The sequence below is a fragment of the Pseudomonas sp. P106(2024) genome (assembly GCF_057480815.1).
In genome coordinates, this window is record NZ_JBLIYU010000011.1 from 46,067 (window position 1) to 62,705 (window position 16,639).

Below are 16,639 nucleotides of genomic sequence, written 5' to 3' on the forward strand. Positions count from 1 at the left end.
CCTGCCACCATGCACTGTCCGTTTTGCGGTGCCAACGACACCAAGGTCATCGACTCGCGTCTGGTCGCCGAGGGCGAACAGGTGCGTCGCCGGCGCGAATGCGTCGCCTGCGGCGAGCGCTTCACTACCTTTGAAACCGCCGAGCTGGTCCTGCCCCGGCTGATCAAGCAGGACGGCACGCGCCAGCCCTTCGACGAAGACAAGCTGCGCGCCGGCATGCAGCGCGCGCTGGAGAAGCGCCCGGTCAGCGTCGAGCGCCTGGAAGCGGCGCTGGCGCACATCAAGAGCCGCCTGCGTGCCACCGGCGAGCGCGAAGTGAAGTCGCTGGTGGTTGGTGAGATGGTGATGGCCGAGCTGCGCAAGCTCGACGAGGTGGCCTACATCCGTTTCGCCTCGGTCTACCGGCGCTTCCAGGACCTCGACGAATTCCGCGAAGAAATCGACCGCCTGGCCCGCGAGCCGGCTAAAGAGTAAGCATGTCCAGCCAAGCCATTCTCGACGCCCACTACATGGCCCGCGCCGTGGAACTGGCCCGCAAGGGCCTGTACAGCACCCACCCCAACCCCCGCGTAGGCTGCGTGATCGTGCGTGACGGCGAGGTGGTCGGCGAAGGCTGGCATGTGCGCGCCGGCGAGCCGCACGCCGAGGTCCATGCCCTGCGCCAGGCCGGCGAGCGCGCCCGCGGCGCCTGTGCCTACGTCACCCTCGAGCCCTGCAGCCACCATGGCCGCACGCCGCCGTGCGCCGATGCGCTGGTCAAGGCCGGGGTGGCGCGGGTGGTGGCGGCCATGCAGGACCCCAATCCGCAAGTGGCCGGCAACGGCTTGCAGCGCCTGCGCGAGGCCGGTATCGAAGTCGCCAGCGGCGTGCTCGAGGCCGAGGCCCGCGCGCTCAACCCGGGGTTCCTCAAGCGCATGGAGCAGGGCCTGCCGTTCGTGCGCGCCAAGCTGGCGATGAGCCTGGACGGCCGCACCGCCATGGCCAGCGGCGAAAGCCAATGGATCACCGGCCCCGCGGCGCGTGCCGCGGTGCAGCGCCTGCGCGCCCGCTCCAGCGTGGTACTGACCAGCGCCGAGAGCGTGCTGTTCGACCAGGCCCGCATGACCGTGCGCGGCGAGGAACTGGGCCTGGATGACGCGCTCACCACTCTGGCCCTGTCGCGCCCGCCGTTGCGCGTGCTGGTCGACGGGCGCCTGCGCTTGCCACTGGACGCGCCCTTCTTCCAGGCCGGCCCGGCGCTGGTGGTGACCGCCGCTGGTGAAGACCCGCGCTATGCGGCCGCCGGTCATGAACTGATCAATCTGCCCGGTAGCGAGGGTCGCGTCGACCTGCCGGCACTGCTGCGCACCCTGGCCGGGCGCGGGGTCAACGAAATCCTGCTGGAGGCTGGCGCCGGCCTGGTCGGCGCCTTCGCCCGCCAGGGCCTGGTCGACGAGTACCAGCTGTTCGTCGCCGGCACCTTCCTCGGCTCCGACGCCCGTCCGTTGCTGGACTGGCCGCTGTCGAAAATGAGCGAGGCGCCGCGGCTGAAGATCACCGAAATGCGCGCGGTCGGCGATGACTGGCGAGTCACTGCCATCCCCCTGCCGCCCCCCGGCGTATAATGCCTGGCTTGCCTCGCGCAGCCCGTATCTAGGAGAACACCATGTTCACCGGCATCATCGAATCCATCGGCACCATCCGCAGCCTCACCCCCAAGGGCGGTGACGTGCGCGTCTACGTAGAGACCGGCAAGCTCGACCTGGGCGACGTCAAGCTCGGCGACAGCATCGCGGTCAACGGCGTGTGCCTGACCGCCGTCGAACTGCCCGGCGACGGCTTCTGGGCCGACGTCAGCGTCGAGACCCTCAAGCGCACCGCCATGGTCGATCTCAAGAGCGGCAGCCGGGTCAACCTGGAAAAGGCCCTGACCCCCACCACCCGCCTGGGTGGCCACTTGGTCAGCGGCCACGTCGACGGTGTCGGCGAGATCGTCTCGCGTGCCGATAACGCCCGCGCCATCCAGTTCCGCGTGCGCGCGCCCAAGGAACTGGCCAAGTACATCGCCCACAAGGGCTCGATCACCGTCGACGGCACCAGCCTGACGGTCAACGAAGTCGATGGCGCCGAGTTCGAGCTGACCATCGTCCCGCACACCCTGTCCGAAACCATCATGGCCGACTACCGCGCAGGGCGTCGGGTGAACCTTGAGGTCGACCTGCTGGCCCGTTACCTGGAGCGTCTGCTGCTGGGCGACAAGGCCGCCGAGCCGAGCAAAGGCAGTGGCATCACCGAAAGCTTCCTGGCCGCCAACGGCTTCTTGAAATCCTGATTGAGAAGGGGGTGCCGCGTGGCGCTCAACAGCATCGAAGAACTGGTCGAAGACATCCGCCAGGGCAAAATGGTCATCCTCATGGATGACGAAGACCGCGAGAACGAAGGCGACATCATCATGGCGGCCGAGTGCTGCCTGCCCGAGCACATCAACTTCATGGCCAAGCACGCCCGTGGCCTGATCTGCATGCCGATGACCCGCGAGCGCTGCGAAACACTGAAGCTGCCGCTGATGGCGCCGCGCAACGGCTCGGGCTTCGGCACCAAGTTCACCGTGTCGATCGAGGCCGCCGAAGGCGTCACCACCGGCATCTCCGCCGCCGACCGCGCTCGCACCGTGCAGGCCGCTGCCGCCAAGGACGCCAAGGCCGAGGACATCGTCAGCCCCGGCCACATCTTCCCGCTGATGGCCCAGCCCGGCGGCACCCTGGCCCGTGCCGGCCACACCGAGGCCGCTTGCGACCTGGCGCGCATGGCCGGTTTCGAGCCGAGCGGGGTGATCTGTGAGGTGATGAACGACGACGGCACCATGTCGCGTCGCGCCGAACTGGAAGTGTTCGCTGCCGAGCATGGCCTGAAGATCGGCACCATCGCCGACCTGATCCACTACCGCATGATCCACGAGCGCACCGTGCAGCGCGTCTCCGAACAGCCGATCGAGAGCGAGCTGGGCCAGTTCAACCTGGTCACCTATCGCGACGCGGTGGAGGGCGACGTGCACATGGCCCTGACCCTGGGCAAGATCTGCGCCGAAGAGCCGACCCTGGTGAGGGTGCACAACATGGACCCGCTGCGCGACCTGCTGATGGTCAAGCAGCCGGGCCGCTGGAGCCTGCGCGCGGCCATGAGCGCCGTGGCCGAGGCCGGCAGCGGCGTGGTGCTGCTGCTGGGCCACCCGCTGGACGGCGACGTGTTGCTGGCGCATATCCGCGAGAGCGCCGGCGATACGCAGCCCAAGGCGCCGACCACTTACAGCACCGTCGGTGCCGGCTCGCAGATCCTGCGCGATCTCGGTGTGCGCAAGATGCGCCTGATGAGTTCGCCGATGAAGTTCAATGCGATATCCGGATTCGATCTGGAAGTTGTAGAATACGTGCCCTCCGAGTGACTTGAGGCGGCCTGATCGCCCCTAGACTCGAGTCAAAACCCTCCCGAGGCCGCCACAGCGCGGCCTCGCTCTTGAAGATGAGAACTCCGGAATGACCCTGAAGACCATCGAAGGTACCTTCATCGCCCCCAAAGGTCGCTATGCTTTGGTGGTTGGCCGCTTCAACAGCTTCGTCGTCGAAAGCCTGGTAAGCGGTGCAGTCGATGCCCTGGTACGCCACGGCGTCAGCGAAAGCGACATCACCATCATCCGTGCCCCGGGCGCGTTCGAAATCCCGCTGGTAGCGCAGAAAGTCGCCCAGCAGGGTGCTTATGACGCGATCATCGCCCTGGGCGCGGTGATCCGTGGCGGTACCCCGCACTTCGAATACGTGGCGGGCGAGTGCACCAAGGGCCTGGCCCAGGTGTCCATGGAGTTCGGTGTTCCGGTGGCCTTCGGCGTCCTGACCGTTGACTCCATCGAGCAGGCCATCGAGCGTTCCGGCACCAAGGCCGGCAACAAAGGTGCCGAAGCTGCCCTGTCGGCCCTGGAAATGGTCAGTCTGCTGGCGCAGTTGGAGGCCAAGTGATTAGCGACGAAAGCGATCGTTTCAACCCGCGCGATCCAAAACCTGCGGATGCCGGCAAGCCCTCGAAGAGCGCCAAGCGTCGCGAAGCCCGCAAGCTCGCCACGCAAGCGCTCTACCAGTGGCACATGGCCAAGCACTCGCTGAACGAAGTGGAAGCGCAGTTCCGGGTCGATAACGATTTCTCCGATGTCGACGGCGCCTACTTCCGCGAGATCCTGCACGGGGTCCCGGCGAAGAAGGTCGAGATCGACGAGGCGCTCAAGCCTTGCCTGGACACGCCGCTGGAAGAACTCGACCCGGTCGAGCTGGCCGTGCTGCGCCTGTCCACCTGGGAGTTCATGATGCGCGTCGATGTGCCGTACCGCGTCGTCATCAACGAAGGTGTGGAACTGGCCAAGGTCTTCGGCGCCACCGACGGCCACAAGTTCGTCAACGGTGTGCTGGACAAGCTGGCTCCGCGTCTGCGTGAAGCGGAAGTCAAGGCGAACAAGCGCTGATCGCGGCGCTGACCGGCCATGGGTGAGTTCGAGCTGATCCGTCACTACTTCGCCGCCGCGCCTTGTGCGCAGGGCGGCGAGGGCGTGGCCCTGGGGATCGGCGACGATTGTGCCCTGCTGGACCTGCCCGCCGGCGAGCAGCTGGCGATCTCCACCGACACGCTGGTGGCCGGTGTGCATTTCCCCGCCGTCTGCGATCCGCTGCTGCTGGGCCAGCGTTCGCTCGCCGTGGCGGCCAGCGACCTGGCGGCCATGGGCGCCACGCCCATCGGCTTCACCCTCGCTCTGACCCTGCCCGAATTCGGCCCGGACTGGCTGGCAGCCTTCGCCGATGGCCTCGGCCGCGTGGCCCACCGTTGCCGCATGACCTTGATCGGCGGTGACACCACCCGTGGGCCGCTGAGCATCACCGTGACCGTGTTCGGCCGGGTACCGGCGGGCCAGGCCCTGCGCCGCAGCGGCGCGCAGCCGGGCGACCTGCTGTGCGTCGGCGGTTTTTTGGGCAACGCAGCGGGGGCCTTGCCGCTGGTGCTGGGCGAGCGCGAGGCGGCTGCCGAGGTGGCCGGTCCGTTGCTGGAGCACTACTGGTCGCCCTTGCCCCAGCTGCAACTGGGCGAGCGCCTGCGCGGCCTGGCCACGGCGGCACTGGATATCTCCGACGGCCTGCTGGCCGACTGCGGGCATATCGCCAAGGCGTCCGGCGTTGCGCTGGAGGTGAACCTGGCGCTGGTCCCCGTGTCCGCACCTTTACAGGCTTTCCTTGGGCACGAGGCGGCAGTGCAGGCGGCGCTCACCGGTGGCGACGACTACGTGCTGGCCTTCACCCTGCCGGAAAGCGCACTGACCTCCCTGGCTCGCGAGGTTCACGTCATCGGCCGTGTGCTGCAAGGGCAGGGCGTGACCCTGCGTGACCCGCAGGGCCTGGACATCACCCCCGTACAGCGGGGCTATCAACATTTCAGGGAGACACCGTGACCGACCACCCCAACCAGGTGCCTGCGGAGTTCGTTCCGCCTTCGGTCTGGCGCAACCCGTGGCACTTCATCGCCTTCGGCTTCGGCTCCGGTACGTTGCCCAAGGCCCCCGGTACCTGGGGTTCGCTGGTGGCGCTGCCGTTCATCCCGCTGTGGCAGATGCTGCCCGACTGGGGCTACTGGCTGCTGCTGGGCATCAGCATGCTGTTCGGCGTGTGGCTGTGCGGCAAGGTGGCCAACGACTTGCGCGTGCACGATCACGAGGGCATTGTCTGGGACGAGATCGTCGGCATGTGGATCACCCTGTGGCTGGTGCCGGAAGGCTGGCAGTGGCTGCTGGCGGGGTTCCTGATGTTCCGCTTCTTCGACATCCTCAAGCCGTGGCCGATCCGCTGGGTCGATCGCCATGTGCATGGTGGGTTCGGGATCATGCTCGACGATATCCTGGCCGGCGTGTTCGCCTGGCTGGGCATGCAGGTTCTGGTGTGGGCGGTGGCCTGATACAGGGAGCGTTGCGATGGCCGTGAGGAGTGTGTTGCTGGCGTGGGTGCTGCTTTGCGCAGTGCCCGGTGTCATGGCCCAGGAGCAGCAGGTGCGCCTGGTCAGCGAGGAGTGGCTAGACTACACCAACGCCGATGGCAGCGGGCTGGCCTGGGACGTGCTGCGCAAGGTGTTCGAGCCGGCCGGCGTCAAGGTCAAGGTACTGAGCGCGCCGTACAGCCGCTCGGTCGGTCTGGTGAAGCGGGGCGAGGCCGATGCCTGGGTCGGCTCCTACAAGGAAGAGAACGACGACAATCTCTATCCGCGCTGGCATTTCGACATGGACCATATCTATGCCCTGGGCCTGGCGGGCAAGCCGCAGCCGACGCTGGACACCATCGGCCAGTACCGCCTGGCCTGGGTACGTGGCTATGACTACGCCAGCTACCTGCCGAACGTGCACAATTTCCGCGAGGTCCAGCGCCGCGAAGGGATCCTGCCCATGCTTGAGCATGACCGGGTGGATTTCTACGTCGATGCGCAGACCGAGGTCGAATATGTGCTCGGACAGGCGCCCGAGCCCCAGCGTTTTCGCAGCACCCACGTCGCCGAGCTGCCGCTGTACCTGGCCTTCACCCGCAGTGCCCAGGGCGAGGCCCTGCGTGACCTGTTCGACCGGCGCATGGCGCAACTGGTCCGTAGTGGCGAGCTGAAGCCGATCTTCGAGCGTTGGAAGCAGCCGTATCCGTTTACCAGCGATAGTCAGCCTCACTGAGTAGCGGGGCGTTAGAGCAGGCGTCAGCAACACCATAAGCATCGAACTTTTCGATCTTAAGCCACCCTATTCCTCCTGCGCACCTGCGCCGGGCTGCTGATACAATCGGCCGATCTGAAAAATCCTACTACCCAGGAGCACAACGTGCCCGTCGTCTTTGTTGCCGCCTCTAAACTCCCGACTCCCTTTGCGACCTTCACCATGCATGGCTTCCTCGACGAAGCCACTGGCCGCGAGCACGTGGTGCTCAGCCTGGGTGACATCGCGGACGGCGAGCCGGTGCTGGGGCGCCTGCATTCCGAGTGCCTGACCGGCGATGCGCTGTTCAGCCAGCGCTGCGACTGCGGCTCGCAACTCGAAGCCGCGTTGCAGGCCATCGCCCGCGAAGGCCGTGGCGTGCTGCTGTACCTGCGCCAGGAGGGCCGTGGCATTGGCCTGCTGAACAAGATCCGCGCCTACGAACTGCAGGACGGCGGCGCCGACACCGTCGAGGCCAACGAGCGCCTGGGCTTCGCCGCTGACCAGCGCGACTACGCCATGTGCCTGCCGATGCTCGAGCACCTGGGTGTTAAGTCGCTGCGTCTGATGACCAACAACCCGCGCAAGGTCAAGGCGCTGACCGACATGAACATCAAGGTCTCCGAGCGCGTGCCGCTGCATACCGGTCACAATCCGCACAACCGTCTGTACCTGGCCACCAAGGCCGACAAGCTCGGTCACATGATGGGCAACAAGCACCAGGGCGAGGTGCCCCAGGCGTGACCCGAGGCGAGGTGAAGCGCCGGCTGGCCCTGGCCTGGTGGCAGTACCTGGCCGTGGGCCTTATGCCATTGCCGATAATGGCCTGGGCGTTCGGCCGGGGAGAGCCGCTGATTCCGGTGCTGGCCATGCCCTTGTTCATCGCCGGAGCCGCGACCATGTTCCTCAGCCTGCCGCGCTTTGGCGCCTACAAGCGGGCGTTGATCGCCACCGACAAGCAGTTGGGCTCGCCGGACGAACCCGGTGCCTGGATCGAGCTGGCGCGGGTCAGGCGCCTGGCCATGCTGTTCGCCTGCTTCCCGGCCTGGGTCGCGGCGCTGTCGGTGCTGGTCGGGCTGGAGGCGGTGCCGCAGATCCTCCTTGCCCTGTCCACCTTGGTGGTGCTGTACCTCTACCGTATCCCGCGCCAGCTCGGCTGATGCGGGCGTTTCTCGCCTCCCTCGCATTGTTGTGCCTCGGTACCCTGGCCGAGGCCGGGCCGCGGGTGGTCAGCCTGGCGCCGTCGATGACCGAGATCGTCCTCGAACTGGAGGCCGGCGACCTATTGGTGGGCGTGCTGGACGCGGGTGAGCGTCCGCCGAGCCTTCAGGCCCTGCCCTCGGTCGGGCGCCATGGCCAGCTGGACATGGAGCGCCTGCTCAGTCTCAAGCCTGACCTGCTGCTGCTCTGGCCCGGCAGTGTCGCGCCGGCCCAGCGCGACCAGCTCAAGCGCCTGGGTATCGCCACGTTCAGCGGCGAGCCCGGCGACCTCGACCAGTTGATCGAGCAGATCGAAGCCATCGCCCGGCGCCTTGGGCGGGACGAGCGGGGCCATGCCTATGCCGCCGGCCTGCGTGAGCGACTACAAGCGCTGCGGGAACGCTACCGGCGCGACACGCCGCTGCGGGTGTTCTACCAGGTCTGGGACAATCCGCTGTACACCCTGGGCGGGCGCCAGGTGGTCAGCGATGCCTTGCGCGTCTGCGGGGCGCGCAATGTGTTCGACGACCTGACCCAACCCGCGCCACAGGTCAGCGTGGAGTCGGTGCTGCTGCGCAATCCCGAGGTGATCCTGGCGGGTGACGCGGCGCAGCTGGCCAGCTGGCGTCGCTGGCCGCAGATGAGCGCCGTGCAGGAGGACGGCTTGCTGGTGGTACCGGACAAGGGCCTGGAGCGGCCCAGCGGGCAGATGATCGAGGCCACCGCCCGGTTGTGCGCGCTGCTGGAGGCTAAAGGGTCGGGGTCCAGGTAAGGCTCAGCAGCCAGGTGCGGCCTTCTTCGCGGTAGCCGTAGTCGGCCCCCTGATGGTTGTACAGGGTGCGGCTGTAACGCTTGTCCAGCAGGTTGTCGAGCTTCAGGTCGACCTTCAGTTCGCGGGTGGCTGCCCAGCCACCGCGAATGCCCAGCAGCCCGTAACCGCCGATGGGGGCTTCGTTGGTTTCGTCGTTGTAGCTGCCGCTGACGGCTTGCCAACTGGCGCCGACATTGAAGCGGTCGAATTGACGATCGATATCCAGGCTCAGGGTACGCCTGGCGCGCCGGGTGAGCGTATGGCCGTTCTTTTGGTCGCGCGGGTCGATCAACGCCAAGCCTAACTGTGATGTCCAGGCTCCCCATTGCTGGTCCAGCGCCATCTCGAAGCCATTGATGCGGGCCTGGGCAACGTTGCGCATGGCATCGGCCGCTTTGTCGTAGCTGATGGCGTCTCGCAAGTCGGTACGATAGAGCGAGGTTTCCAGGCGGCTGCTGTCGGTCAGTTGGCTGCGCCATTGCACTTCATAGGACTTCGAGTGCTCCGGCTTGAGGTCTGGGTTGCTGAACCCGGGGTAGTAGAGGTCGTTGAATGTAGGGGCACGGAACCCCTCGCTGTAGGACAGCAGCAGGTCATTGCGGGCGTTCAACGGCAGCGTCAGGCTGCCGCTCCAGGTGGTCTGGCCTCCGAACTGCTGGTTCTTGTCATGGCGCACGCCAAGTTCGGTCGAGAAGTAATTGCCCTGGAACTGGTGCTGGGCGAAGGCTGCGCGGTTCCAGCGGCTGTCCTCGTTGAAGTCGGTGCTCGCATGTACCCGGTCTTCGTACCACTCGCCACCCAGCAACAGGCTGTTGTAGTCATTCAGCGTCAGATCGTTCTGCCAGGTGACCTGGTCACGGTAGGTGTTGAACGGTGAGCTTTTGTGCGTGAGCTTGTCGCGGCTGTCATCGCGGTTTTCACTGTGGGCCACTTCCACTCGGGAGTGCCACTGCTCGGCCAGTTGGGCGTCAAGGTAGCTGCCCAGGCTGCTGACGGCGAAGTTCGAGTAGGGCATCTGCGGGCTGCCGCCACGAGGCTCGTCGAACTCACGACGCCCACGGTTATCGAGCAGATTCAGGCCCGCCTCGAAACGCTCGTTGAAGGTATGGCTCACGCTCAGGTTGAGCGAGCGATTGCGATAGGCGTCATGGTCGCTATCGCTGGCATGCGACGGCCCGGTCGAATCGATGCCGGCGGTCTCGTCCAGGCTGGCGCCGAGGTTGAAGCGGGTCGTGTCGTCGCCACCCGATAGCCCCAGGCTGCGTTGCCAGGTCTGATTGCTGCCAGCGGCCAGGCGCAGGCGCGGTTGCAGGCCCGGGGCGCCGCCACGACGGGTGAAGATCTGGATTACCCCACCAATGGCGTCGCTGCCGTAGACCGCCGAGCGCGAGCCGCGCAGCACTTCCACACGTTCGATCTGGTCGACGTCGAGAAACTGCAGGCCACTGTCGCCAGAGGTGGCATTGGCGATGCGCACGCCGTCGACCAGCACCAGGGTCTGGGCAGCCTTGGTGCCGCGGATGAAGATCCCGGGCAGGCTGCCGCGACCGCCGGTGGGCGCAACCTGCACGCCGGGGACACGGGCGAGCAGGTAGGTGACACCGCTCGGCTGCAGGCGGTCGATATCGGCACGGGTGAACACTGTGTTGGCGGCGCTGGTGGCGGTGCGTGACTCGACCTGGCGGCTGGCGCTGATCAGCACGTCGGGAAGCTTCAGGGCGTCATCGCGGGAGGGTTCGGCGGCCAGGGCGCTGGCGGGGAGGCAGAGCAGGAAGAAGGCGCGGATCTTCATGGGCAGTTCCATTGCGATCGCGGGACAAACCCGCTCCCACGACGACCAGACAGGCCTCGTGAGAGCGGGCTTGCCCCGCGATCGGTTTTTACAGGCCGAGCTTGGTCATGCGGGCAGTGACGGCCGCCTGTATACCAGCCACATCCAACCCACATTCAGCCAGCATCTGCGCAGGCTTGGCATGTTCGACATAGATGTCCGGCAGGCCCAGGTGCAGCAGCGGCTTGACCACGCCCTCGCGGGCCAGGAACTCGCCGACGGCAGCGCCGGCGCCACCCATGATGGCGTTCTCCTCGATGGTCACCAGCAGCTCATGGCTGGCGGCCATCTCCAGTACCAGGGCCTCGTCCAGCGGTTTGACGAAACGCATGTCGACCACGGTGGCGTCGATCTGCTCGGCCACCTGCAGGGCCTCGGCCAGCTGCACGCCGAACACCAGCAGGGCGACCTTGCCGCCCTGGCGACGGACCACGCCCTTGCCGATCTCCAGCGGCTCGAGGTCGCCGCTGATCGGTGCATTCGGGCCGGTGCCGCGCGGGTAGCGCACGGCGGCCGGGCCCTTGTAGTGGTGGCCGGTGCTGAGCATCTTGCGCAGCTCGTTCTCGTCGCTGGGGGTCATCACCAGCATGCCGGGGATGCAGCGCAAGTAGGAGAGGTCGTAAGCGCCGGCGTGAGTCGGGCCGTCCTCGCCGACCAGGCCGGCGCGGTCGATGGCGAACAGCACATCGAGGTCCTGCACCGCCACATCGTGAATCAGTTGGTCGTAGGCGCGCTGCAGGAAGGTGGAGTAAATCGCCACCACCGGCTTGGCGCCTTCGCAGGCCATGCCTGCGGCAAAGGTCACCGCGTGCTGTTCGGCGATGGCGACGTCGAAGTAGCGCTCGGGGTAGCGTTCGCTGAAGTCGACCAGGTCCGAGCCTTCCTTCATCGCCGGGGTGATGCCCACCAGGCGGTTGTCGGCGGCGGCCATGTCGCACAGCCACTGGCCGAACACGGCGGAATACTTCGGCCCGCTGGCCTTCTTCGGCGCCACCGGCTTGTTGGCCGGCTCCAGCTTGGTGATCGCGTGGTAGCCGATCGGGTCGACCTCGGCCGGGGCGAAGCCCTTGCCCTTCTTGGTGACCACATGCAGGAATTGCGGACCCTTGAGGTCGCGCATGTTGCGCAGGGTGGCGATCAGGGTCGGCAGGTCGTGGCCGTCGATCGGGCCGATGTAGTTCCAGCCCAGTTCCTCGAACAGGGTGCCGGGCACCAGCATGCCCTTGGCGTACTCTTCGGTGCGGCGGGCGATCTCCCAGGCCCCGGGCAGGCGCGACAGCACTTTCTTGCTGCCTTCGCGCATGCTGGCATAGGTGCGGCTGGAGAGGATCTTGGCCAGGTAGTTGGACAGGCCGCCGACATTGCGCGAGATCGACATGTCGTTGTCGTTGAGGATGACCAGCATGTCGGCATCCACTTCCTGGGCGTGGTTCAGCGCCTCGAAGGCCATGCCGGCGGTCAGTGCGCCGTCGCCGATCACGGCGATCGACTTGCGTGGGTCGTTCTGCAGGCGGGCGGCGATGGCCATGCCCAGGGCGGCGCTGATCGAGGTGCTGGAATGACCGACGCCGAAGGTGTCGTATTCGCTCTCGCTGCGGCGCGGGAAGGCGGCGATGCCGTCCTTCTGGCGCAGGCTGAGCATGCGCTCACGGCGACCGGTGAGGATCTTGTGCGGGTAGGCCTGGTGGCCGACGTCCCACACCAGCCGGTCATCCGGTGTGTCGAAGACGTAGTGCAGGGCGATCGTCAGCTCGATGACGCCCAGGCCCGCGCCAAAATGCCCACCGGTCTGACCGACGGTGTAGAGCAGCTCCTGGCGCAGCTCGTCGGCCAGGGTCTCCAGGTCGGCTTCGGCCAGCCGGCGCAGGCCGGCGGGCGTATCGGCGCGGTCCAGCAATGGCGTGACCGGGCGTTCGCGGGGGATCTCTTGAAACGTCGTGGGCATCAGGCGTGTCGTTATAGGTGTGAAGACGCGGCAGTTTACCCCATTGTAGGAAAAGCTGCCCATTCGGACGGGTGTATGAGGGCCACCGGTGCGGCAGATATCCTGTAGCAGCGGCCTTGTGTCGCGATAGGGCCGCACAGCGGCCCCGGCAATTTCTGCATTGATGCTGAATCTGGGGCTGCTTTGCAGCCCTTTCGCGACACAAGGCCGCTCCTACAGGGGGATGTGTCAGGCCTTAGTGGCGGCGCTCGACAATATAGCGGGCGAGCGCTCGCAACGGCTCAGCGTTGTCGCCGAAACCTGCCAACGCGGCCAGCGCCTGGTCGCGCAGCTCCAGGGCATAGGCCTTGGCCGCTTCCAGCCCGAGCAGCGCCGGGTAGGTCGGCTTGTCGCGGGCGATGTCGGCGCCCTGGCGCTTGCCCAGGGTGGCGGTGTCGCTCTCCACGTCAAGAATGTCGTCCTGCACCTGGAACGCCAGGCCGATGGCCTGTGCATAAGTCTGCAGGGCATCAAGCTGGGCCTGATCGGCGCGGGCGCTGGCCAGGGCGCCAAGGCGAACGCTGGCTTCGATCAGCGCGCCGGTCTTGTGCCGGTGCATGTACTCCAGGGCTTGCTGGTCCAGCTTGACGCCCACCGAGCCGAGGTCGATGGCCTGGCCGCCGACCATGCCGGCGGGGCCGGCGGCTTTGGCCAGGGCCTGGACCATCTGCAGGCGGATGGCGTCGGCCTGCGGGCTCAGGTGAGGGTCGAGCAGGGCACTGAAGGCCAGGCTCTGCAGCCCGTCGCCGGCGAGGATCGCACAGGCTTCATCGAACGCCTTGTGGGTGGTGGGCTGGCCGCGACGCAGGTCGTCGTCGTCCATCGCCGGCAAGTCGTCATGCACCAGCGAGTAGGCGTGGATCAGTTCCACCGCGCAGGCCGCGCCGTTGGCATGCTCGGCAGGCACACCGAAGGCTTCGCAGGCGGCATAGGCCAGCAGCGGGCGCACGCGCTTGCCGCCGTTCATCACGCTGTAGCGCATGGCGGCATAGAGGCGTTCGAGTTCCTTCGACGGTGCCTGGAACAGCGGTTCGAGGGCGGCGTCGACCCGTGCCTGGGCGCTCTGCTGGTACTGGGCGATCATGCCTCGGGCTCCGCGTCGAACGGCTGGGCAGCCAGTTCGCCGTCACGCTCCAACAAGATCTGCACTTTCTGCTCGGCCTGGGCCAGGGCGCCCTGGCAATCGCGGGTCAGGGCGATGCCCTGCTCGAAGGCGGCCAGCGACTCTTCCAGCGACAGTTCGCCGTTCTCCAGGCGTTCGACCAGGGCTTGCAGGTCGGCGAGGGATTGTTCGAAATCGATGGAGGTTTTTTTGCGGGCCATGGCGACTGTCTCGGTGGCATTCAGAACGGCGCGACACTAGCAGAGCGGGGCAGGGGGAGCAAATTGCATGGGCCTATTGTTCGTCGCATTTTGTTGCACTTGTTCGGTGCGAGCCATCTTGCAATCGGCGATGCAATCGAATTGTGGGGGTGACGGCCCTCTGCCATAATCCGCGCGCTCTGGCCCGAGGGTCAGGGACCTTTCTTCCCGACGTCATGTAATGGACTACGTTGTGAGCTTCCTCTCGATCGAATTCGGCCTCTGTTTCACGCTGTTCTTCATTCTTTATTGGAGCCTGTGCTGGAGCGTGCGGTTGCAGAACCTGCTGCTGCTGACCGCCAGCTATGGCCTGGTGGCGAGCTTCAGCCTGCAGTCGTTGTACATCCTGCTGGGCTACAGCGCGCTGGTGTACCTGCTCGGCCTGCTGGCGGGGCGCTATCCCGGGCGCTGGTTCTGTCGCGTGCTGCTGCTGACCCTGGTGCTGGGCTGCTTCTACCTGTTCAAGTACCAGGAGTTCTTCGTCGGCGGCGCCCAGGGCGCCCTGGCGGCGGCCGGGTTCGAGGTGTCGCTGCCGCTGCTGGAAGTGCTGGTGCCGATCGGGCTGTCGTTCTACACCTTCCATTCGGTCAGCTACCTGGTGTCGATCAACCGCCGCGAGCTGGCGCCGGCGGCGCTGGACCTGGCCCTGTACCTGGCGTTCTTCCCCAGCCTGGTGGCCGGGCCGGTCAACCGTGCCCTGCACATGCTGCCGCAGATCCGTCCGCCGGCCATGCGCCAGGTGCTGGAGCCGCAGCGGGCGCTGGGGTTGATCGCGATGGCGGTGGTCAAGCTGTTCTTCCTCAGCGCCTGGCTGGGCAGCGAGTGGGTCGACCCGGTGTTCGACACCCCGGGCAGCGCCAGCCCCGAACAGGTGCTGTTGAGCGTGTACGGCTACAGCTTGCTGATCTACTTCAACTTCAGCGGCTACACCAACCTGGTCACCGGTATCGCCCTGCTGCTGGGCTTTCGCCTGCCGGACAACTTCGACGCGCCGTACGCCGCGCACAACCTCAAGGAATTCTGGGGGCGCTGGCACATCAGCCTGTCGCGCTTCATCCGCGACTACGTGTACATCCCGCTGGGCGGCAATCGCAAGGGCGCATGGCGCGGCAACCTGAACATGCTGCTGGCGATGCTGGTGTCCGGCCTGTGGCACGGGGCGAGCGTGAACTTCATCATCTGGGGCGCGCTGCATGGTGTCGGCCTGGCCATTTCCAAGCTGTTCAGCCAGTGGTTTCCGGGCTTCGCACGGCTGCCGGGCTCCGGCCTGCTGGCGCGCCTGATGACCTTCCACTACGTGGCCTTCGCCTGGATCTTCTTCCGCAGCCCGACGCTGGACGGCGCGCTGGAGATGCTCGGCGACATCGGCCAGCTGAGCCTGGCGGGGCTGAACAGCGCCACCGGCCTGATGCTGTTGGCCTGCGTGCTGTTCGTGGCCAGTTATCCACAGTGGCTGGCGCTGTTGCGCCAGAGTGGCGCGCTGTTCCAGCGTCTGCCGTGGCAGCTGTACCCGATCCCGCTCGGGGTCGGCGTGTCGCTGGTGATTTTCGCTTCGCAGTCGGGCGTGCCGGGGTTCATCTATGCAAGCTTCTGATAGCAAACAGCTGTTCCAGGTGCAGATGGGCGCCGCCCGTGGCTTGTATGCGATCGTGGTCACCACCGCATTGCTGTTCTGGCTGAACCAGGACTCGATCAAGCTCTACTGCCAGCAGAAATACCACCAGAGCTGCGAGATACCGCTGCTAGGCCAGATGCCGGCCTGGCGCATGGGTGCGCAGTTGACGGCCATGCTGGAGGCGCAGCGCGATGACCTGCTCGAGCAGTTGCTGCCCGCGGCGCAACTGGCCGAGGGGCCGGCGGTCGAGGTTCTGCCCGCACCGCAGCCGGTGGTCACGGTCGATCTGGAAACCCCGGCGGCCGTGGCCAAGCCGTTGCCACCGGTGTCGACGCCGGTGCATGTGCAGCCGACGCCTGCGCCGCTTCATGCGCCAGCCTCCGTCGTTGTCGCCCAGCCTGCGCCGCCCGCGCCTGCACCCGCGTTGCTGCAGCCGGGTACCGTGGCCTCGCTGGCCGCTGGCGACGACGTGTTCCTGGTCGGTGACTCGCTGATGCAGGGCGTGGCGCCGCACCTGGCCAACAGCCTGCGCAAGCGCTACCAGATCCGCACCGTCAACCTCAGCAAGCAGAGCACCGGCCTTGCTTACCCGGGCTTCTTCAACTGGCCGAAGACCGTGGCCGACACCCTTGATCACGAACCGAACGTGCGCCTGATGGTGGTGTTCCTCGGCCCAAACGACCCGTGGGACATGCCCCAGGGCAAGGGCAAGCCGTTCCTGCGCTTCAAGTCGCCGGAGTGGGAGGTCGCCTACCGCGCCCGTATCGATTCGATCCTTGAGCAGGCCCGCGCGCACAACGTGCAGGTGATCTGGGTCGGGCCGCCGAACATGGAGAAGGCGCGATTGTCCACGGCCATGGGCTACCTCAGCGGGCTATACCAGGAGCAGACCGCGCTGTTCGGCCAGCACTATGTCTCGGCCAACCCGATCCTCGGCTACCCCGACGCCAACTTCTCGTATACGGTGCAGACACCGCAGGGCAAGCGGGTCAAGGTGCGGGTCGACGACGGCATTCATTTCACCATCACAGGCCAGAAGATGATCGCCGAACAGGTTCTGTCGCTGATCAGTTTTCCGGGTCTGACCGTTACAGGACATTGAG

18 protein-coding genes are annotated in these 16,639 nt (G+C 66.4%); 14 read left to right on the plus strand and 4 right to left on the minus strand.

Translation table 11 applies throughout. From position 1 onward, the window contains the following. Nucleotides 1–9 precede the first annotated feature (9 nt). From nrdR to AC25M7_RS17885, 12 genes are all read left to right on the plus strand, one after another. Nucleotides 10–474, plus strand: coding sequence for a transcriptional regulator NrdR (gene nrdR / locus AC25M7_RS17830; RefSeq protein WP_009685710.1), 465 nt, complete (start codon nt 10–12; stop codon nt 472–474). A gap of 2 nt (nt 475–476) precedes the next feature. After that, nucleotides 477–1,604 carry a bifunctional diaminohydroxyphosphoribosylaminopyrimidine deaminase/5-amino-6-(5-phosphoribosylamino)uracil reductase RibD gene (ribD, locus tag AC25M7_RS17835; protein WP_028690275.1) on the plus strand — a complete coding sequence of 376 codons (1,128 nt, stop codon included), beginning with the start codon at nt 477–479 and terminating at the stop codon, nt 1,602–1,604. Nucleotides 1,605–1,645: 41 nt separating this feature from the next. After that, a complete protein-coding gene (locus AC25M7_RS17840) occupies nt 1,646–2,311 on the plus strand; it encodes a riboflavin synthase (protein ID WP_028690276.1) in 666 nt (221 codons plus the stop codon). 18 nt (nt 2,312–2,329) lie between these two features. Next, complete coding sequence (gene ribBA, locus AC25M7_RS17845; protein ID WP_028690277.1) at nt 2,330–3,421, plus strand: bifunctional 3,4-dihydroxy-2-butanone-4-phosphate synthase/GTP cyclohydrolase II; 1,092 nt, start codon at nt 2,330–2,332, stop codon at nt 3,419–3,421. 91 nt (nt 3,422–3,512) lie between these two features. Beyond that, complete coding sequence (ribH, locus tag AC25M7_RS17850; protein ID WP_003255395.1) at nt 3,513–3,989, plus strand: 6,7-dimethyl-8-ribityllumazine synthase; 477 nt, start codon at nt 3,513–3,515, stop codon at nt 3,987–3,989. Beyond that, nucleotides 3,986–4,486: a transcription antitermination factor NusB gene (gene nusB, locus AC25M7_RS17855; RefSeq protein ID WP_028690278.1), complete on the plus strand. Its 501-nt coding sequence runs from the start codon at nt 3,986–3,988 to the stop codon at nt 4,484–4,486. Before ribH ends, nusB begins: the two co-directional genes overlap by 4 nt. Nucleotides 4,487–4,504: 18 nt before the next feature. Further along, nucleotides 4,505–5,461, plus strand: coding sequence for a thiamine-phosphate kinase (gene thiL, locus AC25M7_RS17860; protein WP_182323846.1), 957 nt, complete (start codon nt 4,505–4,507; stop codon nt 5,459–5,461). Continuing rightward, nucleotides 5,458–5,961, plus strand: coding sequence for a phosphatidylglycerophosphatase A family protein (locus AC25M7_RS17865; RefSeq protein WP_023632630.1), 504 nt, complete (start codon nt 5,458–5,460; stop codon nt 5,959–5,961). Before thiL ends, AC25M7_RS17865 begins: the two co-directional genes overlap by 4 nt. 16 nt (nt 5,962–5,977) lie before the next feature. Continuing rightward, complete coding sequence (locus AC25M7_RS17870) at nt 5,978–6,715, plus strand: substrate-binding periplasmic protein (RefSeq protein WP_028690280.1); 738 nt, start codon at nt 5,978–5,980, stop codon at nt 6,713–6,715. Between the two features lie 144 nt (nt 6,716–6,859). After that, nucleotides 6,860–7,477: a GTP cyclohydrolase II gene (gene ribA / locus AC25M7_RS17875; protein WP_028690281.1), complete on the plus strand. Its 618-nt coding sequence runs from the start codon at nt 6,860–6,862 to the stop codon at nt 7,475–7,477. Next, nucleotides 7,474–7,893 (plus strand): hypothetical protein, encoded by a 420-nt coding sequence (locus tag AC25M7_RS17880; RefSeq protein ID WP_062361885.1) that lies wholly within the window; start codon nt 7,474–7,476, stop codon nt 7,891–7,893. The genes ribA and AC25M7_RS17880 overlap by 4 nt, the downstream gene beginning before the upstream one ends. Next, nucleotides 7,893–8,705 carry a cobalamin-binding protein gene (locus tag AC25M7_RS17885; protein ID WP_062361887.1) on the plus strand — a complete coding sequence of 271 codons (813 nt, stop codon included), beginning with the start codon at nt 7,893–7,895 and terminating at the stop codon, nt 8,703–8,705. Before AC25M7_RS17880 ends, AC25M7_RS17885 begins: the two co-directional genes overlap by 1 nt. Here AC25M7_RS17885 and AC25M7_RS17890 read toward each other — a convergent pair. The 4 genes from AC25M7_RS17890 to AC25M7_RS17905 form a co-directional block, all read right to left on the minus strand. Continuing rightward, complete coding sequence (locus tag AC25M7_RS17890; RefSeq protein WP_486971323.1) at nt 8,683–10,548, minus strand: TonB-dependent receptor domain-containing protein; 1,866 nt, start codon at nt 10,546–10,548, stop codon at nt 8,683–8,685. The genes AC25M7_RS17885 and AC25M7_RS17890 overlap by 23 nt on opposite strands. A gap of 76 nt (nt 10,549–10,624) precedes the next feature. Beyond that, nucleotides 10,625–12,520: a 1-deoxy-D-xylulose-5-phosphate synthase gene (gene dxs, locus AC25M7_RS17895; protein ID WP_069016308.1), complete on the minus strand. Its 1,896-nt coding sequence runs from the start codon at nt 12,518–12,520 to the stop codon at nt 10,625–10,627. Nucleotides 12,521–12,755: 235 nt separating this feature from the next. Next, entirely contained in the window at nt 12,756–13,643 is an 888-nt protein-coding gene (gene ispA, locus AC25M7_RS17900; RefSeq protein WP_069016307.1) for a (2E,6E)-farnesyl diphosphate synthase, read from the minus strand. Next, nucleotides 13,640–13,882: an exodeoxyribonuclease VII small subunit gene (locus tag AC25M7_RS17905; RefSeq protein WP_028690287.1), complete on the minus strand. Its 243-nt coding sequence runs from the start codon at nt 13,880–13,882 to the stop codon at nt 13,640–13,642. Before AC25M7_RS17905 ends, ispA begins: the two co-directional genes overlap by 4 nt. Nucleotides 13,883–14,102: 220 nt before the next feature. Between AC25M7_RS17905 and AC25M7_RS17910 the strand changes: the two genes are divergently transcribed. Further along, the gene (locus tag AC25M7_RS17910) at nt 14,103–15,515 is read left to right on the plus strand and encodes an MBOAT family O-acyltransferase (RefSeq protein WP_486971324.1); all 1,413 of its coding nucleotides are present in this window, start codon (nt 14,103–14,105) and stop codon (nt 15,513–15,515) included. Then, entirely contained in the window at nt 15,502–16,638 is a 1,137-nt protein-coding gene (locus AC25M7_RS17915) for a DUF459 domain-containing protein (protein WP_243431378.1), read from the plus strand. The genes AC25M7_RS17910 and AC25M7_RS17915 overlap by 14 nt, the downstream gene beginning before the upstream one ends. Nucleotide 16,639 lies beyond the last annotated feature (1 nt).